This is a genomic window from Pseudomonas marvdashtae (assembly GCF_014268655.2).
GTDB lineage: Bacteria > Pseudomonadota > Gammaproteobacteria > Pseudomonadales > Pseudomonadaceae > Aquipseudomonas > Aquipseudomonas marvdashtae.
In genome coordinates, this window is the sequence record NZ_JABWQX020000001.1 from 1,745,729 (window position 1) to 1,770,011 (window position 24,283).

The 24,283-nt window shown below is 61.4% G+C and carries 21 protein-coding genes and 5 tRNA genes; 19 read left to right on the top strand and 7 right to left on the bottom strand.

Annotated features, from left to right (window positions below):
* Nucleotides 1-64: 64 nt before the first annotated feature.
* On the bottom strand, nt 65-1,144 hold the full coding sequence (locus HU742_RS08005) for a patatin-like phospholipase family protein (protein ID WP_186642189.1): 1,080 nt from the start codon (nt 1,142-1,144) through the stop codon (nt 65-67).
* Nucleotides 1,145-1,285: 141 nt separating this feature from the next.
* Between HU742_RS08005 and HU742_RS08010 the strand changes: the two genes are divergently transcribed.
* From HU742_RS08010 to ctpM, 6 genes are all read left to right on the top strand, one after another.
* Nucleotides 1,286-1,594, top strand: coding sequence for a PepSY domain-containing protein (locus HU742_RS08010; RefSeq protein ID WP_186642190.1), 309 nt, complete (start codon nt 1,286-1,288; stop codon nt 1,592-1,594).
* Nucleotides 1,594-1,905, top strand: coding sequence for a PepSY domain-containing protein (locus HU742_RS08015; protein ID WP_186614850.1), 312 nt, complete (start codon nt 1,594-1,596; stop codon nt 1,903-1,905). The genes HU742_RS08010 and HU742_RS08015 overlap by 1 nt, the downstream gene beginning before the upstream one ends.
* On the top strand, nt 1,905-2,573 hold the full coding sequence (locus HU742_RS08020; protein ID WP_186639928.1) for a response regulator transcription factor: 669 nt from the start codon (nt 1,905-1,907) through the stop codon (nt 2,571-2,573). The genes HU742_RS08015 and HU742_RS08020 overlap by 1 nt, the downstream gene beginning before the upstream one ends.
* Nucleotides 2,570-3,883, top strand: a complete 1,314-nt coding sequence (locus tag HU742_RS08025) for an ATP-binding protein (protein ID WP_186642191.1) — start codon at nt 2,570-2,572, stop codon at nt 3,881-3,883. Before HU742_RS08020 ends, HU742_RS08025 begins: the two co-directional genes overlap by 4 nt.
* Before the next feature lie 164 nt (nt 3,884-4,047).
* Complete coding sequence (locus tag HU742_RS08030; RefSeq protein WP_186640020.1) at nt 4,048-5,364, top strand: Na+/H+ antiporter NhaC family protein; 1,317 nt, start codon at nt 4,048-4,050, stop codon at nt 5,362-5,364.
* Between the two features lie 168 nt (nt 5,365-5,532).
* Nucleotides 5,533-7,212 (top strand): methyl-accepting chemotaxis protein CtpM, encoded by a 1,680-nt coding sequence (ctpM, locus tag HU742_RS27175; protein ID WP_186614859.1) that lies wholly within the window; start codon nt 5,533-5,535, stop codon nt 7,210-7,212.
* Between the two features lie 129 nt (nt 7,213-7,341).
* Here the strand turns inward: ctpM and trhP are convergent, their stop codons facing one another.
* A complete protein-coding gene (gene trhP / locus HU742_RS08040) occupies nt 7,342-8,676 on the bottom strand; it encodes a prephenate-dependent tRNA uridine(34) hydroxylase TrhP (RefSeq protein ID WP_186639924.1) in 1,335 nt (444 codons plus the stop codon).
* A 146-nt stretch (nt 8,677-8,822) separates the two neighbouring features.
* Here trhP and HU742_RS08045 point away from each other — a divergent pair, with 146 nt between their 5' ends.
* Nucleotides 8,823-9,884: an AI-2E family transporter gene (locus HU742_RS08045; protein WP_186642192.1), complete on the top strand. Its 1,062-nt coding sequence runs from the start codon at nt 8,823-8,825 to the stop codon at nt 9,882-9,884.
* Here the strand turns inward: HU742_RS08045 and HU742_RS08050 are convergent.
* The 3 genes from HU742_RS08050 to HU742_RS08060 form a co-directional block, all read right to left on the bottom strand.
* A complete protein-coding gene (locus HU742_RS08050) occupies nt 9,881-10,063 on the bottom strand; it encodes a hypothetical protein (RefSeq protein ID WP_186614868.1) in 183 nt (60 codons plus the stop codon). The two genes, HU742_RS08045 and HU742_RS08050, sit on opposite strands and share 4 nt — an antisense overlap.
* An 88-nt stretch (nt 10,064-10,151) precedes the next feature.
* Nucleotides 10,152-10,346: a hypothetical protein gene (locus HU742_RS08055; protein WP_186639920.1), complete on the bottom strand. Its 195-nt coding sequence runs from the start codon at nt 10,344-10,346 to the stop codon at nt 10,152-10,154.
* 246 nt (nt 10,347-10,592) lie between these two features.
* Nucleotides 10,593-10,668, bottom strand: a tRNA-Asn gene (locus HU742_RS08060).
* A 236-nt stretch (nt 10,669-10,904) separates the two neighbouring features.
* Between HU742_RS08060 and HU742_RS08065 the strand changes: the two genes are divergently transcribed.
* On the top strand, nt 10,905-11,132 hold the full coding sequence (locus HU742_RS08065; RefSeq protein ID WP_018612405.1) for a hypothetical protein: 228 nt from the start codon (nt 10,905-10,907) through the stop codon (nt 11,130-11,132).
* Between the two features lie 83 nt (nt 11,133-11,215).
* Here the strand turns inward: HU742_RS08065 and HU742_RS08070 are convergent, their stop codons facing one another.
* Nucleotides 11,216-12,412, bottom strand: a complete 1,197-nt coding sequence (locus tag HU742_RS08070) for an amino acid aminotransferase (protein WP_186639919.1) — start codon at nt 12,410-12,412, stop codon at nt 11,216-11,218.
* A gap of 331 nt (nt 12,413-12,743) precedes the next feature.
* Here HU742_RS08070 and uvrB point away from each other — a divergent pair, with 331 nt between their 5' ends.
* The 11 genes from uvrB to HU742_RS08125 all read left to right on the top strand — a co-directional run bounded on the left by uvrB (nt 12,744) and on the right by HU742_RS08125 (nt 20,717).
* Entirely contained in the window at nt 12,744-14,759 is a 2,016-nt protein-coding gene (gene uvrB, locus HU742_RS08075) for an excinuclease ABC subunit UvrB (protein WP_186639917.1), read from the top strand.
* 165 nt (nt 14,760-14,924) lie between these two features.
* A complete protein-coding gene (gltX, locus tag HU742_RS08080; RefSeq protein ID WP_186639915.1) occupies nt 14,925-16,406 on the top strand; it encodes a glutamate--tRNA ligase in 1,482 nt (493 codons plus the stop codon).
* A 146-nt stretch (nt 16,407-16,552) separates the two neighbouring features.
* A tRNA-Ala gene (locus HU742_RS08085) sits at nt 16,553-16,628 on the top strand.
* A 79-nt stretch (nt 16,629-16,707) separates the two neighbouring features.
* Nucleotides 16,708-16,783, top strand: a tRNA-Glu gene (locus HU742_RS08090).
* Nucleotides 16,784-16,835: 52 nt separating this feature from the next.
* Nucleotides 16,836-16,911, top strand: a tRNA-Ala gene (locus HU742_RS08095).
* A 76-nt stretch (nt 16,912-16,987) separates the two neighbouring features.
* A tRNA-Glu gene (locus HU742_RS08100) sits at nt 16,988-17,063 on the top strand.
* A 179-nt stretch (nt 17,064-17,242) separates the two neighbouring features.
* Nucleotides 17,243-17,782, top strand: coding sequence for a TetR/AcrR family transcriptional regulator (locus tag HU742_RS08105; protein ID WP_186639913.1), 540 nt, complete (start codon nt 17,243-17,245; stop codon nt 17,780-17,782).
* A 27-nt stretch (nt 17,783-17,809) separates the two neighbouring features.
* Nucleotides 17,810-18,643 (top strand): alpha/beta fold hydrolase, encoded by an 834-nt coding sequence (locus HU742_RS08110; protein WP_186642193.1) that lies wholly within the window; start codon nt 17,810-17,812, stop codon nt 18,641-18,643.
* Between the two features lie 43 nt (nt 18,644-18,686).
* Nucleotides 18,687-19,121: an acyl-CoA thioesterase gene (locus HU742_RS08115; RefSeq protein ID WP_186615484.1), complete on the top strand. Its 435-nt coding sequence runs from the start codon at nt 18,687-18,689 to the stop codon at nt 19,119-19,121.
* A 64-nt stretch (nt 19,122-19,185) separates the two neighbouring features.
* Nucleotides 19,186-20,145: a tRNA dihydrouridine synthase gene (locus HU742_RS08120; RefSeq protein WP_186639909.1), complete on the top strand. Its 960-nt coding sequence runs from the start codon at nt 19,186-19,188 to the stop codon at nt 20,143-20,145.
* Nucleotides 20,146-20,264: 119 nt separating this feature from the next.
* The gene (locus tag HU742_RS08125; protein WP_030142036.1) at nt 20,265-20,717 is read left to right on the top strand and encodes an Hsp20 family protein; all 453 of its coding nucleotides are present in this window, start codon (nt 20,265-20,267) and stop codon (nt 20,715-20,717) included.
* A gap of 233 nt (nt 20,718-20,950) precedes the next feature.
* Here the strand turns inward: HU742_RS08125 and HU742_RS08130 are convergent, their stop codons facing one another.
* Nucleotides 20,951-24,229 carry a PAS domain S-box protein gene (locus HU742_RS08130; RefSeq protein ID WP_186639907.1) on the bottom strand — a complete coding sequence of 1,093 codons (3,279 nt, stop codon included), beginning with the start codon at nt 24,227-24,229 and terminating at the stop codon, nt 20,951-20,953.
* Nucleotides 24,230-24,283: the final 54 nt, after the last annotated feature.

Sequence of the window (24,283 nt, forward strand, 5' to 3'; positions counted from 1 at the left end):
GGGCGGGCGCGAGGCAGGCGGCGCAGTTTATCAGTTTGATCCAGGTGTTGCGCGAGCGTGCTGACTAAAGGGTCAGCAAACGCTCGCCCAATCCGCCATTGGCGGCCAGCTCGAGGAACTCGTCGCCCAGCCGGCGGCTTTCGTCCATCGCGGTGCTCCAGTATTTGCGACGGCTCGCGTCATCGCCCATGAAACGCTTGAAGTCGTTGCGGTCCGGCAGTTTGCCGAACGGCAGGCGGGACAGGTATTCGCGCGACGGCGCCAGCAGCAACACGTCCTGCAGGCGCTCGACGTTGCCGCGACGCCACGGCAGGCCCTTGTCGAACCAGCCGGGGATGACCCGATCGGTAAAGTGCGGATACAGGACGATGTCTTCGCCGCTGTAGGGAAGGTCGAGGTGGTAATCCAACAACCCGCCATCGCGGAAGGTCCCGGCACCGGCGCCAGGCAAGTCGCGCACGCCTTCCATCACCATCGGGATCGAGCCCGACGCCAGCAACGCCTGGCGCAGGTTGCCGGCCACCAGCGGCACGAAGCGCGACGGGAAGTCGGTGAGCGGATGCAGCGGCGGCGCCAAGCGGGGATCGTGCACGATCAGCCGTTCGAAATGCCGCGACAACCGCGCCCGGCCGCGCAGGTTGTCGGCGATCACCGACGACAGGCCCAGACCCAGCCGTGCGCGGTGATCCAGTGCAAGGCTGCCGTGGCTCTTGACCACCATGATGTTGAGCCGGTAATGCGGGTTTTCGAGAATGCTCAGGTCGCGCCCGTCAAGCAAGTCATTGAGCATGCGTTGCGAACTCTGGCTGACCCCAGCCATGGTCACGCCTTTGGCAAAGCTCTGTTCGTTATACAAGCTACCCAGGCGGCGGATTCCTTCTGCAGCGTCCGGCAGGCAGGCGCTAGCAAAGCGCCAGGAACCCACCGAAGCGCCGATCAACGAACGCTCTCGCGGGGCGGCGGGCAGCCATTCGCCGAACAATGCCAAGTCCAGCCCCTGGATACCCAAGGCCTTCGGACCACCGGCGGCGCCCGGAAGGATGCCGACGTCGGCGGGCTTGAGGCCGGCCTGGCGGATGCGCTGGAAGGCGCGAGGGCCGGCCTTGAGCGTGAGGGCAGGATACTTGATGTGAATGGCGGTCATACCGATCTCGAATACAGGCAAGCGGGTGATTATAACGACACACCTCGCAGATTTGACTTGGGTCCAATGATGGCAATTCAGTTTCAGTTAAGTTCCTGCCGATACAGTTGTCCGGTGAAGATTATAAGAAGGAGATAACCCGTGAACCGTCTGACTGCCTTTTCCATCGTGACGCTTCTGGTGATCGGTGCCGGGCTGGCTCAAGCGCGAGACCTCAGCGCCGCCGAAGCCCAAAACCTTTTGGACGCTGGTACCATCCTGCCTTTCAAAAAACTCAACGCCACCGCCCTGGCCGAACACCCTGGCGCCACCCTGACCGATACCGAGCTGGAGGAAGAGTATGGCAAGTATCGTTACAAGGTGGACCTGCGGGATGCCAAGGGCATCGAGTGGGACCTGGAGCTCGACGCCGTCACCGGCAAGGTGCTCAAGAATCATCAGGATACGTAATGAAGTTTAATCAACGCACCCGGGGCCGCTGGGCGCTGGTGCTGCTGACATTTTGTTCGCTGGCCGTGGCGCGGGACCTGGATCAGGACGAAGCCTTGCAATTGCGCCAGCAGGGCGTGATCTTGCCGCTCGAGCAGCTGTTGCAGCAGGCGCTGGACCGGCATCCGGGCGCGAAACTGTTGGAGGCCGAGCTGGAAGAAAAAAACGGCGTCTACATTTATGAAGTCGAGCTGCTGGACACCGATGGCGTTGTGCGCGAATTGGACCTGGAGGCCGCGACCGGCCGTTTACTCAAAGATAAGGAAGACTGATGCGCCTGCTATTGGTGGAGGATCACGTTCCCCTGGCCGACGAGCTGATGGCCGGGCTTGCCCGTCAGGGCTACGCCGTCGATTGGCTCGCCGATGGTCGCGACGCGATTTACCAGGGCAGTAGCGAGCCCTATGACCTGATTATCCTCGACCTTGGCCTGCCAGGGGTGCCCGGGCTTGAGGTCCTGGCCCAATGGCGTGCCGGAGGCTTGACCGCCCCGGTGCTGATTCTCACCGCCCGCGGATCCTGGGCGGAGCGTATCGAAGGGCTCAAGGCCGGCGCCGATGACTACCTGACCAAGCCGTTCCATCCAGAGGAACTGCACCTGCGGATCCAGGCGCTGTTGCGTCGTTCCCACGGCCAGGCGAACCAACCGACGCTCCAGGCGGCGGGGCTGCACCTGGACGAAGGCCGGCAGTGCGTGATTCGTGACGGCGCGGAAATCCAGCTGACCGCGGCGGAGTTTCGCTTGTTGCGCTATTTCATGCTCCACCCCGAACAGATCCTCTCCAAAAGCCATCTCGCCGAGCACCTGTACGACGGCGAGACCGAGCGCGATTCCAATGTGCTGGAAGTCCACGTCAATCACCTGCGGCGCAAACTGGGGCGCAGCGTGATCGAAACCCGTCGCGGCCAGGGGTACCTGTTCGGCGGGCAGGCGCAGTGAGATCCATCCAGCGGCGCTTGAGCCTGGGCTTGATCGGCGTGATGGTCGTGGTCGGCCTGGTCCTGGCGCAGACCAGCCTGTGGCTGTTCGAACTGGGTTTGCAGCGCTACCTGGAGGCGGGATTGCGCAACGACAGCGAGAATCTGCTGGTGGCGTTGGTCCGTGGTCCGCAAGGTTTGCAACTGGACGAGCGACGTTTGTCGCCGGCTTATCTCCGGCCGTTTTCCGGGCATTACTTCCGCATCGATTTTGCCGACACGCATTGGCGCTCCCGCTCCCTCTGGGACCAGGAGCTGCCGCGGCTCGATCATCCGGGCCTGCACAGCAATCTGCAGCTGGGGCCTGAGGGTCAGAAACTGCTGGTGCTGCGCACCGACTATCGGCGCCTGGGCCAGGCGATTTCCATCAGCGTGGCCCAGGACTACACGCCGGTCCGTGACAGCTTCCTGCGGATGCAGCAGATTGGCGTTGGCCTCGGCTTGGCGGGGTTGCTGCTGATCCTGTTGTTGCAGCGCTTCACCGTGCACCGTGCCCTGCGTCCTTTAGAGAGGGCCCGGGAGCAGATTGCCCAATTGCAGCGCGGGCAGCGCTCGCAACTCGACGAACAAGTGCCCAGGGAACTGGAGCCGCTGGTGGCGCAGATCAACCATTTGCTGGCCCATACCGAAGACAGTCTCAAGCGTTCACGCAACGCCCTCGGCAACCTGGGCCATGCCTTGAAGACGCCGCTGGCGGTGCTGCAAAGCCTGGCTTCGAACGAGAAGCTCGATCCATATCCCGAGTTGCGCAAGCTGCTGCTGGAACAACTTGAGCAGGTTCGCCAGCGCCTGAACCGCGAACTCAACCGCGCCCGGCTGTCCGGCGATGCCTTGCCTGGCGCGCACCTGGATTGCGACGCCGAACTGCCGGGGCTGCTGGCGACCCTGAACATGATCCATGGCGAGCATCTGCATCTGGCTTACATCGCACCGCCCGGCTTGCACCTGCCTTGGGATCGCGAAGACCTGCTGGAGTTGCTGGGCAACCTGCTGGACAACGCCTGCAAATGGGCCGACGCCGAAGTGCGCCTGAGCGTGATCGAAACGGCCGAGGGCTTTAGCCTGGTGGTGGAAGATGACGGTCCCGGTATCCCCGAGGATCGCCGCGACCAGGTCTTCAGCCGCGGCACGCGCCTGGATGAGCAGACCGACGGCCATGGCCTGGGGCTGGGCATCGTGCGCGACATCGTTGATACCTGGGGCGGCACGCTGGCGTTGGACAACAGCGAGTGGGGCGGGTTGAAGGTCGTGATCCAACTGCCTCGGCGCTGATCCGGGTGCGGGGCGCCTTTGGGTGAACAAGCAAGCCCGCACACGGCACATCTGGAATGAATGCAAAACCCGCCGCTTGACCCTTGCAGCTTGCCGCCGCTTGCTGCAAAGTCGCGACCTTTTTGTCCGGTGGCTTTCCATCGCTGTGCTCTGAGGTAACGATGATAAATGCAGTAATTGCCGCGGTTGGCGTCATGCTGGTGCTCAGCCTGTCCCGCGTGCATGTGGTGATCGCGCTGATTGTCGGCGCACTGGTGGGCGGCTTGATGGGCGGCCTGGGCATCGAGGCGACGCTCAAGGCGTTCAATGCCGGGCTTGGCGGCGGCGCGACAGTGGCGTTGTCCTACGCCTTGCTCGGCGCTTTCGCGGTGGCAATCGCCAAGTCAGGCATGGCCCATGCCCTGGCCGACAAAGCCCTGGCCATGGTCGATCGTCAGGACGCCGCGGGTGGTTCGGGCGTCAAGTGGGTACTGATTGGCCTGCTGGGCACGGTTGCGGTCGCTTCGCAGAATATCCTGCCGATCCACATCGCCTTCATCCCGCTGCTGGTGCCGCCACTGCTTTATGTGCTGACCAAGCTGCAACTGGATCGTCGATTGATCGCCTGCGTCATGACCTTCGGCCTGATCACGCCCTACATGTTCCTGCCGGTGGGCTTCGGCAACATCTTCCTCAACGAAATCCTCTTGGCCAATATCGCCCGCAGCGGTGTGGACGTCAGTGGCATCAACGTCACCCACGCCATGGGCATCCCGGCGCTGGGCATGGTGTTTGGCCTGGTGCTGTCGTTTATCACGTATCGCAAGAAGCGCGTCTATGACCTGAAGAAAATTGCCAAGGCCGAGCAAGTGGCCGTGCGCTACAACCCGCTGAGCCTGCTGGTGGCGGGTCTGGCGATTGCGGCGGCGTTCGCCATTCAACTGTTGCTGGATTCGATGATCATCGGCGCCTTGGCTGGCTTCCTGATTTTCTCGGTATCGGGCGTGGTGCGCTGGCGCGAGACCGACGATCTGTTCACCGAAGGCATGAAGATGATGGCGATGATCGGCTTCATCATGATCGCCGCCTCGGGGTTCGCCGAAGTGATGAAGGCCACCGGTGAAGTCCAGAGCCTGGTGGAAACCTCAGCGGCCTGGATCGGCCACAACAAGGGCGTCGGGGTATTGCTGATGCTGTTGGTGGGCTTGCTGGTGACCATGGGCATCGGCTCATCGTTTTCCACCGTGCCGATCCTGGCGACGATTTTCGTGCCGTTGTGCCTGCAACTGGGCTTCAGCCCATTGGCGATCGTCTGCATCGTCGGCACCGCCGGCGCCTTGGGCGATGCTGGCTCGCCTGCGTCGGACTCGACCCTCGGCCCGACCTCCGGCCTGAACATCGACGGCCAGCATCACCACATCTGGGATACCGTGGTCCCAACCTTCATCCACTACAACCTACCGCTGCTGGCGTTTGGTTGGGTGGCGGCGATGGTGTTGTAACACCAGTTGCAGTCGGCTCCTTCGCGACCAGGCTCGCGAAGGAGCCTTCAAACTCAGCGTCCCGGTTTCTCGTCCGCTCGGCGTACCGTCTCACCTTGTCCTACAGTTTTCCCGCGTAGTGCCGTTAACACGTCTAACCACGCCATAAAACCTACAAGAGTGAACAGCATGCGCCTGAGCTTGAAGGCTAAAGTCCTGTCCCTGGCAATACTGCCGGTATTGCTGTCCGCGGTGATCATCAGTCTGACCACTGCGTTCATCTTGAAGGAACAGGCCAGCAAAGAAGTCCAGCAGACCCGCGAACGCCTGCTCAGCGAGGCCAAGGCCACGCTGCAGAATTATGTCGCGGTCGGGCTTACCGCCATCAAACCGCTGTACGATGCCGCCGCACCCGGTGATAACGAGGCGCGCGCCCAGGCGATCAAGCTGCTGTCGAATATCAGCTACGGCAAGGACGGCTACTTTTTCGGCTACGACTCCGAGACCATTCGCCTGTTCAAGGCCAACAGCCCGGATGGCGTGGGCAAGAGTTTCAAGGACAACCGCGACCCGAACGGTGTCTACGTCAACCGTGACCTGGTGAAAGTCGCCAAGGACGGGACGCATTACCTGGAATACAGCTCGCCGCTGCCCGGCAGCAAGGACCTGGTGCCCAAGCTCGGCTACACCGACTACCTGTCCAAATGGGACATGGCGGTCGGCAGCTCGGTCAACCTGGACGGCATCGAAGCCCAGGTGGCGCTGGTGGAAGCCAAGGTCCATGATCGCCTGCAAGGCGTGATCCTGAGCATCGTCGGGATCGCCGCCGTGGTGTTGCTGGTGATCGCGGTGGTGGGCCTGGTGCTCGCCAATACGATCCTGCGTCCTCTGCACTTGATGAAAGCCAACCTCGATGACATCGCGGCGGGCGAGGGCGACCTGACCCGGCGCTTGACCATCACCAGCCAGGATGAACTGGGCCAACTGGCCGGTTCGTTTAACCGCTTCGTCGACAAGATCCACGGCCTGGTAAGGCAGATCACCGACATGACCTCGCAACTGACCGGGCTGGTAACGCAAGTGTCCGAACAGGCCCAGCGTTCCGAGCAGGCCATGGAGCGCCAGCGCCACGAAACCGACCAGGTCGCCACGGCGATCAACGAGATGTCCTCCGCTGCCCAGGAAGTCGCTCGCAGTGCCCAGGGCGCCGCCGTCGCGGCCCAGCAGACCGACGAAGAAGGGCAATCGGCCAAGCGCGTGGTCGCCGGCAGCATCCAGCAGATCCATGCGCTGGTAAACGACATCCGCAGCAGCGGCGTATCTTTGGACAGCCTGCAGCAGGACGTGGCGTCGATCGTCAGTGTGCTTGGCGTGATTCGTTCGATCGCCGAGCAGACCAACCTGCTGGCGCTCAACGCTGCTATCGAGGCCGCGCGTGCCGGCGAGGCGGGCCGTGGTTTTGCGGTGGTCGCCGACGAAGTCCGCGCCCTGGCCAGCCGAACCCAGCAAAGCACCCAGGAAATCCAGGGCATGATTGACCGCCTGCAATCGGGCACGCATGCGGCGGTGGAGGCCATGCGCCGGTCCAGCGAGGCGGGCGACGGCACGTCATTGCAGGCCAACGAGGCGGGCGCGTCGCTGGACACCATGGCGCAGTTGATCGGTACCATCAATTCGATGAACGCCCAGATCGCCAGCGCGGCCGAAGAGCAGACCGCCGTGGCCGAGGAAATCAACCGCAGCGTGCACCAGATTGCCGTGGCGGTGGACAGCGTCGCTGACGAAACGCAGCTTGGCGCCCAGACCTCCCGCAGCCTGGCCGAGCTGGGCCAGCGCTTGGGCAAACTGGTGGGGCAGTTCCGGATCTGACCTCGGCGCGGCAGGAGCTGCCGAAGGCTGCGATCTTTCGCTTTCGATCCAGATGTTTTCACCCGGGCAACCGGGTCCTATCGGGAAAGAAGGATCGCAGCCTTCGGCAGTTTCTGCCGGCCCGCGCAATTACCTTGCATCAGCGAGGCGCACATCGCGCATCAACAACCCAAACCGCAAATCCACCGCATCCGGGATCGGCACGTAAACCACGTGTCCATCCCCCGGCGCCACGTCGATGCCTTGGCCTTTGACGTCCTGCAACTGGTGCAGGTCGAAGTGGAAGTTGCCCTTGGGCGTCATCAGTTCCATGTGATCCCCCAGGCCGAAGCGGTTCTTCACCTTTATCTCCGCCATGCGTTCGCGGCGTGCGCCGGTCAGTTCGCCGACGAACTGCTGGCGCTCCGAGACCGAGCTGCCGTTCTGGTAGTTCTGATATTCGTCGTGCACATGACGCCTCAGGAAACCCTCGGTATAGCCACGTTGGGCAAGGGATTCCAAGTCGGCCATCAGGCTGCGGTCGAACGGCCGGCCGGCGACCGCGTCGTCAATGGCGCGGCGGTACACCTGGGTGGTCCTGGCGCAATAAAAGTGCGATTTGGTCCGGCCTTCTACCTTCAAGGAATGCACACCCATGCGCGTCAGTCGCTCGACGTGTTGCACCGCACGCAGGTCCTTGGCATTCATGATGTAGGTGCCGTGCTCGTCCTCGAAGGCCGGCATGGATTCCTCCGGGCGATTGGCTTCCTGGAGCAAGAACACCTGGTCGGTGGGCGCGCCGAGACCCAGGGTCGGTTCGGGCTGGTACGCCTGCACAATGTCTCCCGCCGCGTTCTCCATTGCCGGTTGCGCCGAGTACTTCCAGCGGCAAGCATTGGTGCAGCTGCCCTGATTGGCGTCGCGCCTGTTCAGGTAACCGGATAGCAGGCAGCGCCCGGAATAGGCCATGCACAGCGCGCCGTGAACGAACACTTCCAGCTCCATGGCCGGCACTTGCTGGCGAATCTCGTCGATTTCTTCCAGCGACAGTTCGCGAGACAGAATGATCCGGCTCAAGCCCTGTTGCTGCCAGAACTCGACGCTGGCCCAGTTCACCGTGTTGGCCTGCACCGACAGATGGATCGGCATGTGCGGGAAATGCCGGCGAACCAGCATGATCAGCCCAGGATCGGACATGATCAAGGCGTCCGGCGCCATGGCGATCACCGGTTCGAGATCCTTGAGGAACGTGCGCAGCTTGGCGTTGTGCGGGGCGATGTTCACCACCACATAGAAGCGCTTGCCCATGGCATGGGCCTCTTCAATTCCCAGCGCCAGGTTGGCATGGTCGAATTCATTGTTGCGCACCCGCAGGCTATAGCGGGGCTGGCCGGCGTATACCGCGTCGGCGCCGTAGGCAAAGGCGTAGCGCATGTTTTTCAGGGTGCCGGCGGGGGCGAGCAGTTCGGGGGCTACGAGGGGCATGGTGGCGTCGAATCGCAAAAAGCGCCGAGGGTACGCCGAGGCCTGCCGGACGGTATTGATCTGGATCAGTGTGGCGCAACAGACGCGACGGCACTCCGGCGAATCCTGGCTGACTAACGTTTATCTGCCAAGGACATGGAAAGCAAATGAACCGCAAGAATCTCCAAGATAAATCCCAGATGCTGTTGCTGATCCTGGTCAGCATCGCCTTCGTCTGGATCCTGCTGCCATTTTATGGAGCGGTTTTCTGGGCGGTCATCCTGGGCATCGTCTTCGCGCCGCTGCAGCGACGCCTGCAGCTGAGACTCAATTGGCCGCGCAACCTCACCACACTGCTTACCCTGACCATCTGCATGCTCATCGCTATCTTGCCGGTGATCGTCATCAGTACCTTGCTGGTTCAGGAAGGTGCGGCGCTGTACAAGAGCCTGGAAAGTGGCGAACTGGACGTCGCCGATTACCTGGCCCGCTTCAAGGACGCGCTGCCGCCTTATTTTCAACATTTGCTGGACCGTTTCGGCCTGGGCAACTTGAGCGGGCTGCGGGACAAAATCGTCAAGAGCGCGATGCAGGGCAGTGAATTCTTCGCCACCCAGGCTTTCAGTTTCGGCCAGGGCACGTTCCAGTTCCTGGTGAGCTTCTTCGTCATGCTCTATCTGTTGTTCTTTTTCCTGCGCGACGGTCCTGAACTGGTGCGCAAGGTCCGTTCGGCCATTCCCCTGGCGGAGCACCAGAAGCGCCGTCTTCAACTGAAATTCAACCGGGTCGTCCGGGCGACCGTAAAGGGCAACCTGCTGGTAGCAATCACCCAAGGCGCCTTGGGCGGCTTGATTTTCTGGATCCTCGGCATTCCGACGGTTCTGCCCTGGGCGGTGCTGATGGCATTCCTGTCGCTGTTACCGGCCGTGGGGGCGGGCATCGTCTGGGCGCCGGTTGCGGTGTATTTCCTGTTGGCGGGTTCGATCTGGCAGGGCGTGGTGCTGACGTTGTTCGGCGTATTCGTGATCGGCCTGGTGGACAATTTCCTGCGCCCGATCCTCGTGGGCAAGGACACCAAGATGCCGGACTACATGGTTCTGGTCTCGACCTTGGGCGGCTTGGCGGTGTTCGGGTTGAACGGCTTCGTCATCGGGCCGCTGATTGCGGCATTGTTCATGTCCTGCTGGGCCTTGTTCGTCGAAGGCAAGCCGCGGGTGCAACTGCCTTAGGCAGTCAGCACATAAGGACCGATACGTTGCGACAAAGCCTGGGCGGCGGGCAGCGAAGTCAGCGGGCCGCTGATCGTCACGCCGTCCTGCACCAGATACCAGCAAGCCAGTAGGCCACGCTCCCTGAGCGGGGCGGGTACGGCACTGCCAATCACAGACATGATTTGAACCTTGGGCATGGGAACCTCCATCAATCGATGGGGTTACCTTACGACTCAACCGGGATGACGAAAAATCAACCGCTTCAATAGTAGGAATCGATGCCGCTCAATCGACGACCAGATCGAGCATGTGCACCACTTCCTGCTCATTGAGCACGCCCTTGCGCACCAGGTTTTCCGCCAGCAGGGAAAGGAACTTGGCAGTGCGGTGGCCTTCCAGCTGCTTGAGTTCGGTCAGCACGTTGTACACCTTGCTGGAGGTGCAGATTCCAACAATGCGATGGGGATTTTGTGTTGGCATGGCTTCGTCCTTGTTGTTATGAAGCTGTTCGGCGGACAGCGACAGTGTGCGGCACTGCCATGACGCTCGGGTGACAGCTCGGTTTTTTGGAAAAAGGAAGCAGGATTCAGACCATAGTGCCTTGTTGGCGCCAAACTATTGTCCCGTTAGCGACCTCAGGCAGGCGGGTATGCGGCCACTCATCGAAAAATGCCCACAAAAAAGCCCCTGGACCTTTCGATCCAGGGGCTTTGATTTGTTGCTATCTGGCTCCACGACCTGGACTCGAACCAGGGACCCAGTGATTAACAGTCACTTGCTCTACCAACTGAGCTATCGCGGAATGGCGCGTATGTTACTGATTGGAAAAGAGAAGTCAAGCGTCCGTTGCCCGGCGGCACATTCCTTTCGCCTATCGAGGTACTCAACAACGATTGGCTGTTACCGCAATGGCGAGAGAGGACTACCATGGTTGCCCGGAAGTGGCAGGATGCGCTGCCGGCCATTCGCCGACTTTAAGGTACGCGCCATGAACCACCTGTTACCCCTTCACCCAGCCCACCGCACCGAGGTGTGCCTGTGAGCACCGCCCAGATCAGCTTGCCCAAGGGCGTGGGGCCTCACGCCGAGAAACTCTACGACGCCATCACCCAGGCCAGCACCGCCGAGGAACTGAACCGTGCCGGTGGCAAGGCCGAGGGTTTTGTCCTGGGGCTGGAAAGCACCAAGGCTATCAAGAGCCAGGTGGCCGAGTCGTTGTATGTCATCTACGACGATGCGGCGAGCCAGCGGGCGACGGAGTTATAGCCTCACAGAAGCAGTCACAAAAGCATCAGGCCAAAAAAAGGGAAGCCCAATGGCTTCCCGTTTTTTCATCCGGCCCGAAACCGTCAGATCACCTGGACGATGGCCTTGGTCACCGCGTCGATGTTGTTCTGGTTCAGCGCGGCCACGCAGATGCGGCCGGTGTCCAGGGCATAGATGCCGAACTCGTTGCGCAGGCGCGTCACTTGCTCAACGGTCAGGCCGGAGTAGGAGAACATCCCGCTCTGGCGTGCGACGAAGCTGAAATCGTGATGCGGTGCGGCCTTGGCCAGCATGTCGACCATCTGGTCGCGCATGCCGCGAATGCGCAGGCGCATCTCGGCCAGTTCGGCTTCCCACTGCGCCCGCAGCTCAGGGCTATTGAGCACGGCGGCGACGATGCTGGCGCCGTGGGTCGGCGGGTTGGAGTAGTTGGTGCGGATCACGCGCTTGACCTGGGACAGTACGCGGGCACTTTCTTCCTTCGACTCGCTGACGATCGACAGGGCGCCAACGCGCTCGCCGTACAACGAGAACGATTTGGAAAACGAGCTGGAGGCGAAGAAGGTCAGGCCCGACTCGGCGAACAGGCGCACGGCCGCGGCGTCTTCGTCAATGCCTTCGCCAAAGCCCTGGTAGGCCATGTCCAGGAATGGCACGTGGTTCTTGGCCTTGACCACCGCCAGCACGTTTTTCCAGTCTTCCGGGCTCAGGTCCACGCCAGTCGGATTGTGGCAGCAGGCGTGCAATACAACGATCGAGCGGTCGGGCAGGGCGCTAAGGTCTTCCAGCAGGCCGCTGCGATTCACGTCGTGAGTGGCGGCGTCGTAATAACGGTAATTCTGCACCGGGAAACCGGCGGTTTCGAACAGGGCGCGATGGTTTTCCCAGCTTGGGTCGCTGATGGCCACGACGGCGTCAGGCAGCAATTGCTTGAGAAAGTCGGCACCGATTTTCAGTGCGCCGGTGCCGCCCACGGCTTGGGTGGTAATGACGCGACCGGAAGCGATGAGCGCGGAGTCCTTGCCAAACAGCAGGGTCTGGACGGCCTGGTCGTAGGCGGCGATGCCATCGATTGGCAGGTAACCACGGGAAACGTGCTGAGCCACGCGAATCGTCTCGGCTTCAACCACGGCGCGCAGCAATGGAATACGCCCCTCCTCGTTGCAGTAAACACCCACGCCCAGGTTGACCTTATTGGTACGAGGGTCGGCGTTGAAAGCTTCGTTGAGGCCCAGGATGGGGTCGCGTGGTGCCAATTCGACAGCAGAAAACAGGCTCATTATTGCTCGGCTCTGAATGGAGAGTGAGGGGACGTGTCGCGCTCCAGCCGAATGCACTAGAGCGGTGCACAAACGGGGAGCTAGTATAGAGGCCATCACGGGGCAGGGCGACAGGCTATTCGGTGTTTGCGGTAAGTATTTTCGATTTTTTTCGACCGTTAGTCCCTTCCGCGCATCAAAGTCTTCAAAGGGTGTAGGACGTTCGTCTTGAAAGCGAAGGCATTCACCTCCACATTGAGTGCATTCCAGCTTTTTCCTCGGGCGACGTCAGTCGTTTCGGTCTTTCTCGTTCCCGTCGCTTGATCGACAGGAGTGAACCAGGGGTTATGTCATGTCTGAATTCCAGCTAGTTACCCGATTCCAGCCCGCCGGCGATCAGCCGGAAGCCATCCGCCTGATGGTCGAAGGCATCGAGGCCGGCCTGGCGCACCAGACGCTGCTCGGTGTGACCGGCTCGGGCAAGACCTTCAGCATCGCCAACGTAATCGCCCAGGTGCAGCGCCCGACGCTGGTGCTCGCTCCGAACAAGACCCTGGCGGCGCAGTTGTATGGCGAATTCAAGGCGTTTTTCCCGAATAACGCGGTGGAGTATTTCGTCTCCTACTACGACTACTACCAGCCCGAGGCCTACGTGCCATCGTCGGACACCTTCATCGAGAAGGATGCCTCGATCAACGACCACATCGAGCAGATGCGGCTATCGGCGACCAAGGCGTTGCTCGAGCGCAAGGACGCGATCATCGTCACCACGGTGTCGTGCATCTATGGCTTGGGCAGCCCGGAAACGTACCTGAAGATGGTGTTGCACGTGGATCGCGGCGACAAACTCGACCAGCGCGCCTTGCTGCGTCGCCTGGCGGACTTGCAGTACACGCGCAACGACATGGATTTCGCCCGGGCAACGTTCCGGGTCCGCGGCGATGTGATCGACATCTACCCGGCGGAATCCGACCTGGAAGCGATCCGTATCGAGCTGTTCGACGACGAAGTGGAAAGCATCTCGGCCTTCGACCCGCTGACCGGCGAGGTCATCCGCAAGCTGCCGCGCTTCACCTTCTATCCCAAGAGCCACTACGTGACCCCGCGGGAAACCCTGCTGGACGCCATCGAAGGGATCAAGGTCGAGTTGCAGGAACGCCTGGAGTACCTGCGTTCGAACAACAAACTGGTAGAAGCCCAGCGCCTGGAGCAGCGGACCCGCTTCGACCTGGAAATGATCCTCGAACTGGGTTACTGCAATGGTATCGAGAACTACTCGCGCTACCTGTCGGGCCGTCCGTCCGGCGCGCCGCCGCCGACCTTGTATGACTACCTGCCGGCCGATGCCTTGTTGGTCATCGACGAATCCCACGTCAGCGTGCCGCAGGTCGGCGCGATGTACAAAGGCGACCGTTCCCGCAAGGAAACCTTGGTGGAATACGGTTTCCGCCTGCCATCGGCCCTGGACAACCGGCCGATGCGTTTCGATGAATGGGAGAGCGTGAGCCCGCAGACGATTTTCGTCTCGGCCACCCCCGGCAACTACGAAGCCGAGCATGCCGGCCGCGTCATCGAGCAATTGGTCCGGCCGACCGGGCTGGTCGACCCGCAGATTGAAGTGCGCCCGGCGCTGACCCAGGTCGACGATCTGCTCTCGGAAATCAGCAAGCGCGTGGCACTGGAAGAGCGAGTGCTGGTCACTACGCTGACCAAGCGCATGTCCGAGGATCTCACCGATTATCTGGCCGACCATGGCGTGCGGGTGCGTTACCTGCACTCGGACATCGACACGGTGGAGCGGGTCGAGATCATCCGCGACCTGCGCCTGGGCACCTTCGATGTGCTGGTGGGGATTAACCTGCTGCGCGAAGGCCTGGACATGCCGGAAGTGTCGCTGGTGGCAATTCTCGACGCGGACAAGGAAGGTTTCCTGCGCTCCGAGCGCTCGTTGATCCAGACCATCGGTCGCGCCGCGCGTAACCTCAACGGCCGGGCGATTCTGTACGCCGATCGCATCACCGGCTCCATGGAGCGGGCCATCGGCGAGACCGAGCGCCGTCGCGACAAGCAGATCGCCTTCAACCTGGCCAATGGCATCACCCCCAAGGGCGTCTTCAAGGATGTCGCCGACATCATGGAAGGCGCCACCGTGCCCGGCTCGCGCAGCAAGAAGCGCAAGGGCATGGCGAAGGCCGCCGAAGAAAGCGCGCGCTACGAGGCCGAACTGCGCTCACCGAGCGAAATCGCCAAGCGTATCCGGCAACTGGAAGAGAAAATGTACCAGCTGGCCCGGGACCTCGAGTTCGAGGCGGCGGCACAGTTGCGCGATGAGATCGGCAAGTTGCGTGAACGCTTGCTGACGGTCTGAGTTCGCGGCAGCTTCGATGGTCCTGCCGCGAGCGTGCTTGCGGCAGGGCCATTCGGTCTGAGGGTTGCCCACTCATATCCGCTCTCACTGGAGCCCGCCCGCCATCGCCTGTTACCATTCGCCCCCTGTTTCATCTTCGCTTTTATATTCTTTTCGAGACATGCCATGACCACCGTCCGTACCCGCATCGCGCCGTCGCCCACTGGCGATCCTCATGTCGGCACCGCTTATATCGCCTTGTTCAACTATTGCTTTGCCAAGCAGCACGGCGGTGAGTTCATCCTGCGGATCGAGGACACCGATCAATTGCGTTCGACCCGCGAGTCCGAACAGCAGATTTTCGACGCGCTGCGCTGGCTCGGCATCGACTGGAGCGAAGGCCCGGACGTCGGCGGTCCACACGGTCCGTACCGCCAGAGCGAACGGGGTGAGATCTATAAGCAGTATTGCCAGCAACTCGTGGACATGGGGCACGCGTTCCCGTGCTTCTGCACCGCTGAAGAGCTGGACCAGATGCGCGCCGAGCAAATGGCTCGCGGTGAAACCCCGCGCTACGACGGCCGTGCGCTGCTGCTGTCCAAGGAAGAAGTCGCCCGTCGCCTGGCCGCTGGCGAGCCTCACGTGATCCGCATGAAGGTGCCGAGCGAAGGCGTCTGCGTGGTGCCGGACATGCTGCGTGGCGATGTCGAGATCCCATGGGATCGCATGGACATGCAAGTGCTGATGAAGACCGACGGCCTGCCGACGTACTTCCTGGCCAACGTGGTCGACGACCACTTGATGGGTATCACCCACGTCTTGCGCGGTGAAGAGTGGCTGCCGTCGGCGCCGAAACTGATCCTGCTTTATGAATACTTCGGCTGGGAGCAACCGCAGCTGTGCTATATGCCGCTGCTGCGTAACCCGGACAAGAGCAAGCTGTCCAAGCGCAAGAACCCGACCTCGGTGACGTTCTACGAGCGCATGGGCTTCATGCCCGAGGCGATGCTCAACTACCTGGGGCGCATGGGCTGGTCGATGCCGGACGAGCGCGAGAAGTTCTCGCTGCAGGAAATGGTCGAGCATTTCGATCTCTCGCGCGTCTCCCTGGGCGGGCCGATCTTCGACGTCGAGAAGCTGTCCTGGCTCAACGGCCAGTGGCTGCGCGACTTGCCAGTCGAAGAATTCGCCACGCGGGTGCAGAAGTGGGCGTTCAACCCTGAATACATGATGAAGATCGCTCCTCATGTGCAGGGCAGGGTGGAGACGTTCAGCCAGATTGCGCCATTGGCCGGCTTCTTCTTCGCCGGTGGCGTGACCCCGGACGCGAAGCTGTTCGAGTCCAAGAAGCTCTCGGGCGATCAGGTCCGCCAGTTGATGCAACTGATCCTGTGGAAACTCGAAAGCCTGCGGCAGTGGGAGAAAGACAGCATCACCGCGACCATCCAGGCGGTGGTCGAATCGTTGGAATTGAAATTGCGTGACGCCATGCCGCTGATGTTCGCTGCGATCACCGGCCAGGCCAGCTCGGTCTCGGTGCTCGACGCGATGGAAATCCTCGGGCCGGACCTGACGCGTTTCCGCCTGCGCCAGGCCATCGACCTGCTCGGTGGCGTGTCGAAGAAGGAGAACAAGGAGTGGGAAAAACTGCTGGGTGCGATCGCCTAAGCGGTCGGTGAGGCTGGACATACCCCGGTTTTGCGGGGTATGTCGGTAAGTGATTGTTATCCCGGCAAAAAACTTTCAATTTCTTTGAAAATAAATTTGACAGCCCTCCGATACGCCCTTAAGATTCGCCCCGTCCTCAGCGATGAGGGGCTATAGCTCAGCTGGGAGAGCGCTTGCATGGCATGCAAGAGGTCGACGGTTCGATCCCGTCTAGCTCCACCAATTTACACTTCAAGGCCTGGCCACACCGGCCTTGAAGCGATCAGCACTCAGTGTTGATCAGTTGTATAGAAGGGTTTGCGTCCCCTTCGTCTAGTGGCCTAGGACACCGCCCTTTCACGGCGGTAACAGGGGTTCGAGTCCCCTAGGGGACGCCAGTTTTACAGAAGTGATGTTGCAAGATGTCGCTCCGCCGCGAGGCGAAAATCCGGGGCTATAGCTCAGCTGGGAGAGCGCTTGCATGGCATGCAAGAGGTCGACGGTTCGATCCCGTCTAGCTCCACCAATTTACACTTCAAGGTCTGGCCACACCGGCCTTGAAGCGATCAGTCCTCAGCGCTGATCATGTTCAGAAGGTTTGTGTCCCCTTCGTCTAGTGGCCTAGGACACCGCCCTTTCACGGCGGTAACAGGGGTTCGAGTCCCCTAGGGGACGCCACGATTACCCGCTCTGCGGGATTTTATAAGGGTCATTCAATTCTTGAATGGCCCTTTTGTTTGTCTGGCGTTCAGCCAATTTCCCATCCTCAATGAATATGTCTGACCGGCGGTTGAAGATTTCGCTTGCAGAAATTTATTATGGGAATAATATTTCAATCGTAATATTCGGAGGCAACGATGAACGATAAAAAGGCACAAACCCGTGAACGCATTCTCAAGGCCGCCAGCGATGCGCTGATCCAGCGCGGGCCGGCCGAGCCGAGCGTCGGCGAGGTGATGGGCGCGGCGGGGCTGACGGTGGGCGGTTTCTATGCCCATTTCGAAAGCAAGGATGCCTTGATGCTGGAGGCGTTCAAGCAATTGCTCAGCCGCCGCCGTGGCTTGATCGCCGATATGGACTCCGAACTCACCGGTGAAGAGCGGCGCGCGTTGGTTGCGGCGTTCTACCTGTCGCGCAAGCACCGCGACTCCACCGAGCAAGCGTGCCCGATCCCGGCGTCGGTCGGCGAGCTCGGGCGGCTGCCGGATGCGTTTCGTGAAGTCCTCAATGAACACATCGAGCTGATGGTCGCGCAATTGGCCGCCAGCCCGGAAGACGCCGACAAAGCGTTGTCCGACATCGCCTTGATGGTCGGTGGCCTGGCCCTGGCCCGGGCGTTGGGCCCGGGCGAGTTATCGGATCGTTTGCTGCGCGCCGCCAAGTCGGCGGTGCGCTGAGCTAAGGCGCAAGCCCTGGAGATGAGCATGGACAGGTTGAGCTGGATTCGTGGCGTCAATGGCACGCTTGGCCGGATAGCACCGAGCCTGGTGGCGAAGAAAATGCGCAAGGTGTTCATGCATCCCCGCAACCTGCCGCCGCGGGACTGGGAATTGCCCTTGCTGGTCACGTCCGAGCGCATCACCTTGCGCTTCGGCCTGTCCGCCTTGCGCTGGGGCAAAGGCCCGGCTGTCCTGCTGATGCACGGTTGGGAAGGGCGGCCCACTCAATTCGCGGCGCTGATTACCGCGCTGGTAGACGCCGGTTACACCGTGGTGGCGCTGGATGGACCGGCCCATGGTCGTTCGCCGGGGCGCGAGGCCAATGTCCTGCTGTTCGCCAGGGCGATGCTCGAAGCTGCCGCCGAGCTTCCGCCGTTGCAGGCAGTCATCGGCCATTCCATGGGCGGTGCCAGTGCCATGCTTGCAGTGCAGTTGGGCTTGCGTACCGAGACGCTGGTCAGCATCGCCGCGCCGGCACGTATTCTTGGTGTCCTGCGTGGATTCGCGCGGATGATGGGCCTGCCGCCTCGGGCACGTTCAGCCTTCATTCGCCAGGTGGAACAGGACGTGGGCATGCAGGCGTCGAAGATGGATGTCGCGCAATACCAGTTGGATATTCCAGGGCTGATTGTCCACGCCGAAGACGACAATTCAGTCTCGGTCAAGGAGTCGCAATTGATCCATGAAGCCTGGTTCGACAGTCGCTTGCTGCGCTTGCCCCAGGGTGGGCATCAGCGAGTGCTGGCCGATCCCCGTGTTATTGATGGTGTGTTATCACTGTTGGCCGGGCGCAGCCTGCAGGCGCGGCAATCGGCCTGAGCTTCCGTTACACTGCCCCGATCCATTTTGACAGGAGACGGGCATGGGTTGGGATCGCGCAACGCCGTTCATCATTGATCTTCAAGTGAGTGCCGAAGACATCGATGGGCTGGGCCACGCCAATAACGCGGTGTACGTCACCTGGCTGGAACGCTGCGCCTGGCGGCATTCCCAGCGCCTTGGCCTGGATCTGGTGGAATACCGGCGGCTGGACCGGGCCATGGCGGTGGTGCGCCATGAAATCGATTATCTGGCGGCGGCCTACGAGGGCGACGAGCTGCAGTTGGCGACCTGGATCGTCGATTGGGACCAGCGCCTGAAAATGTCTCGGCATTTCCAACTGGTCCGCCCCAGTGATAACGCGACGTTGTTGCGCGCCCAGACTACATTTGTCTGCATCGAACTCTCCACCGGCCGCCCCAAGCGCATGCCGCCGGAGTTCATCGAAGGCTATGGCCCCGCGCTTATCGCTTGTTGAATTGCCGATTTGGTAAGCGAAATCCGCTAAACTGCCGCACGTTTTTTCGTTGAGTGTGTTTTCCATGCAAATTGCCCTGGCGCCCATGGAGGGGTTGGTCGACAACATCCTGCGGGACGTCCTGACCCGTGTTGGCGGTATCGATTGGTGCGTCACCGAGTTCATCCGTATCAACGACCGTCTGCTCACACCGGCTTACTTTCATAAGCTCGCCCCGGAATTGTTGACCGGCGCTCGAACGGCGGCAGGCGTACCGCTGCGGGTGCAGCTGCTGGGTTCCGACCCGGTGTGCCTGGCGGAAAATGCCGCGCTGGCCTGCGAGCTGGGCTCCGAAGTGATCGACTTGAATTTTGGTTGTCCGGCCAAGACCGTGAATAAATCCCGAGGCGGCGCGGTGCTGCTCAAGGAGCCGGAGCTGCTCAACCAAATCGTCGAGCATGTACGTCGTGCCGTCCCCAGGCATATCCCCGTCACCGCCAAGATGCGCCTGGGTTTCGACAGCCCGGACGGCGCGCTGGTCTGCGCCACGGCGCTGGCCGAAGGCGGTGCGGCACACATCGTCGTGCATGCGCGGACCAAGACCGACGGCTACAAGCCACCGGCGCATTGGGAGTGGATTCCGCGCGTCCAGGAAGTGGTCAAGGTGCCGGTGTTCGCCAATGGTGATATCTGGAGCGTGGAAGACTGGCGCCGCTGCCGCGAAATCAGCGGTGTCGAAGACATCATGCTCGGACGCGGCCTCGTTTCCCGTCCCGACCTGGCCCGGCAGATCGCCGCTGCCCGGGCCGGTGAGCAAGTGACGCAGATGTCCTGGGCCGAGCTGCAACCGATGCTCCAGGATTTCTGGATGCAAGTGGTCGAGCAACTGACCCCGCGCCAGGCGCCCGGCCGATTGAAACAATGGCTGGCGATGCTGACCCGTAATTACCCCGAGGCGGTTGAGCTATTTACCGCCCTGCGCCGGGAAACCGATCTGGACGCAGTGGGGCATTTGCTGGGTGTGAAACGCACCGAAGCGGCCTGAAAAAAATTCAGAAAAAGCTCTTGAAAAGTTTTTGGCGGTCCCTAGATAAGGGTTACGCGATGCCGAATTCGGGTCGCGGAGACAAAAAACCTTGCTGAACTTTTCAGGAGATTTGAATCATGAGTACTGCATTTTCCCTGGCCCCTCTGTTCCGTTCCTCGGTGGGCTTCGACCGTTTCAACGACCTGTTCGAAACCGCGCTGCGTAACGAACCGGGCAGCAGCTATCCACCCTACAACGTGGAAAAACATGGCGATGACGAGTACCGCATCGTAGTCGCCGCCGCCGGGTTCCGGGAGGAAGATCTCGACCTGCAAGTGGAAAAAGGTGTGCTGACCATCAGCGGCGGCAAGCGCGAGGCCAGCAACGACAGCGTGACCTTCTTGCACCAGGGCATCGCCCAGCGTGCGTTCAAGCTGTCCTTCCGGTTGGCGGATCATATCGAGATCAAGTCCGCTGGCCTGAGCAACGGTCTGTTGAGCATCGACCTGTTGCGCGTGGTACCGGAAGAGGCGAAAGCCAAGCGCATTCCAATCAACGGTGCGCAGCAGAAACCTGCACTGGAGAATTGATCCAACGCCAATGAAGAAGGGCGCCGAAATGGCGCCCTTTTTCATTTTGTATCGCTAGAGGATTAAGTTGTGGCGAGGGGATTTATCCCCGCTGGGTTGCGAAGCAGCCCCAAAAAAGAACAGACGACGCTGTTCAGCCTGACACACCGAGGCGACGGTTTTTAGGGCCGCTTCGCTGCCCAGCGGGGATAAATCCCCTCGCCACAAAAGCCTGTCTTGTATCGCGGTCCAAATTACGGCAACAACCGCTCAAACGCCTCCAGCGGCAACGGTCGGCTGTGCAGGTAACCTTGGTACAAATGGCATTCAAGCCCCTGCAAAAACTGCAATTGGTCCAGCGTCTCAACCCCTTCGGCGATCATTTCCAGGTTCAGGCTGCGGGCCATGGCGACGATGGCGCGGATGATTTCGGCGTCGTTGGGGTCGCTGGTGGCATCGCGTACGAAGGATTGGTCGATTTTCAGCGTGTCCACCGGCAGCCGCTTGAGATAGGTCAGCGATGAATAACCGGTGCCGAAATCGTCCATGGCGAAGCTCACGCCCATTTTCTTGAGACGGCGCATCTTGCCGATGGTGTCGTCCAGGTTCTGGATCACGATGCCTTCGGTGATTTCCAGTTTCAGCATGGCGTAGGGCAGGCCGTGGCTGGCGAGGCAGTTTTCGATGCGCTCGACAAAATCGCTCTGGCGGAACTGCCGTGGACTGATGTTCACGCACAGCTTGAACCGTTGCGGGTCAACCTTGCCCTTGGCGATCAGTTGCTTGAAGCCATCGCAGGCCTCGTCGAGGATCCAGGTGCCGACCTCCAGGATCAAGCCGCTGTCTTCCAATACCTTGATGAACTCACTGGGCGACTGCGCGCCCAGGTCCGGGTGATGCCAGCGCACCAAGGCTTCGGCGCCGATGATGCGGTTGTCGCGGGCGTCGACCTGGGGCTGGAAATGTACGCTGAATTCGTTACGGGCCAGGGCCTGGCGCAAATCGGTTTCCATGCGCAGCCGTTCGCTGGCGGCTTTTTGCATGGTGGCGTGGAACATCTGCGAGGTGTTGCGTCCCGAGTCCTTGGCGCGGTACAGGGCTATGTCGGCGCGCTTGAGCAGGTCGGTAGGCGTGGAGCCGTGGTCCGGAATCAACGCCATGCCGATGCTCGGGGTGACTTGCAGCCGTTGGCCGTCGAGGAACATCGGTTCCGAGAGTAATTCACGCAGGGTATCGGCGAGGGTCTGGACCTGTTGTGTGACCGCGCCGCGCGTACCTTCCAGGCCGCTGAGCAGTACCACGAATTCATCACCGCCCAGTCGCGCTACGGTGTCTTCGAGGCGGACGCTGGCTTCGAGGCGCGCGGTGATGATTTTCAGCACCGTGTCGCCGACCGGATGACCGAGGGAGTCATTGATGTGCTTGAAGTGGTCCAGGTCGAGGAACAGCAAAGCCCCGCGCAGGTTATGGCGCTTGAGCAAGGCGATCTGCTGGCTCAACCGATCCAGCAGCAGCGCCCGGTTAGGCAGATTGGTCAGTGGATCGTGGTAGGCCAGGTGGCGGATCTGCGCTTCGGCGTTGCGCAGCAGGCTTACGTCCCGGGCGGTCAGCAACAGGCATGCGGTCTCGTTGAGCGTGATGGGCTCGACCGACACTTCGACGGTGAGGGTTTCTCCGCGTTTGTTGCGTCCAAGCATTTCCTGATGCACGACGCGGCCCTTGAGCTGCAATTCGGCCAGCAGCGCCGTTCGCTGTTTCTCTTCGGCCCAGATGCCGACCTCGTAGACCGTGCGGCCAATCACCTCGTCGGCGCGGTAGCCGGTCAGGCGGCAGAAGCCGTCGTTGACCTCCAAGTAGCGGCCGCTTTCAAGTTCGGTGATGGTGATGGCGTCGGGGCTGGAATGGAACGCCTTGGCGAACTTCTCCTCGCTGGCCTTTAGCGCCGCTTCGGAGCGTTGCTGCTGGGTGATGTCGCGCAGTGTAGTGACTATGCAGGGCTGGTTGCCGACGTGGATCTGTCGGCTGGAAATGACGCAGGTCAACGGCTGGCCATTTTTGTGATAGACCACCATGGCGACGTTGCTCAGCGATTGCTCGCGGATCACCCGCTCGATGCGTTGCAGGCTGCTGCCCGAGGCGTCCCACAGGCCGATCTCGTCGGCGCTGCGACCGAGCACGTCGCTGGCTGCCCAACCGAAGGTCTGGGTGAAGCTGGAATTGATCTCGAGGAACCTGCCGTCATCCTGGTGGGTGACGCAAATCGGGTCCGGGCTGACCTGAAACAGAGTGGCGAACTTTTCCTCCGACGCCGCGAGGCTCTGCTCGCGCTCTACCTGGTCGGTGATGTCAAGCAAAGTGCCGGCCATGCGCAAGGGGCTGCCGTCGTCGTTGCGGTAGAGGCGGGCGCGGCTTTCCAGATAGCGGGAGGTGCCGTCCGGCAACTGCACGCGATAAGTCAATTGATAGTTGCCCGCCGGGCCTTCGCGCAGGCTGCGGTAAGCGTTGCGCATGTTGTTGCGTTCCTCGGTGGGCACGCCTTCGAAAAACGCGTCGAACGATTCGTGAAAAGCCTTGGGCTCCAGGCCATGAAGTTGCGCGGCCCGGGCCGAGCCGTAGAGCATGCCGCTGGGAATGTGCCAATCCCAGGTGCCCAGTTGCGCCGAGTCGAGGGCCAGGTCGAGGCGGTCCTGGCTGTCCTTCAGGGCCTGTTCGGCGAGTTTGCGTTCGGTGGTGTCGAGGAACGTGCTCAGCAGGTACGGTTGGCCTTCCAGTTCGACTTTCTGGGCGCTGAGAATACCGTTGTGAACCTGGCCGTTGCTGGCCCGGAACTCCACTTCCATGCTGATCAGTTCGCCTTTGGCCTTGGTCGCCTCAACCAGCTTCGCCCGCTGCGAAGGGTCGACCCACAAGCCCAATTCGAGGGTGGTACGGCCAATCACAGCGTGCACCGGCCAGCCGAACAGGCTTTCGAAATACTGGTTGGCTTCGCTGATGAGCCCGTCCTCCTGGCGGGTCAGCAAGACCATGTTAGGGCACAGGTGAAAAAGCGTGGCGAAGCGCTTTTCCGAGCTGCGCAGTGCCTGTTCCCGTTCGCGCTGGTGGGTGATTTCGCGGATCACCCCGATCATGCGGGGGCGGCCGTGCTTGTCCGGCAACACACTGCCGTTGATTTCCAGCCAATGCAGGCTGCCGTCGGGCCAGACGATGCGGTGGTGCATCGCCTGTTCCAGTGGCGCGCCGGCCACCGCCGCGTGAAAAGCGCGTATGGCCCTGGCTCGGTCTTCGGGCAATAGCAGGTCGAGGTAGTCCACGTCCGCCGGTAACGGCTGGCGCGGATCGAATCCGAACAGCGCCTGGGTGCCTCGCGACCAACTGATCTGCCCGGTGTCGATGTCCCACGACCACGCACCCAGGCGCGCACCGTTCAGGGCGGCCAGCAACTGTGGCGCGCTGTCCCAGCTTTGCTCGGACCGCTTCGGGTCGAGTGCCTGGATGCGCGGCAGGGGCGGGAGGTGGTCGGCGGGTTTGGGCATTCTTTAGCGGGCCTTGGGCAGATGGGGGTTAAGCGCAGGCGTAATGGCCCTATA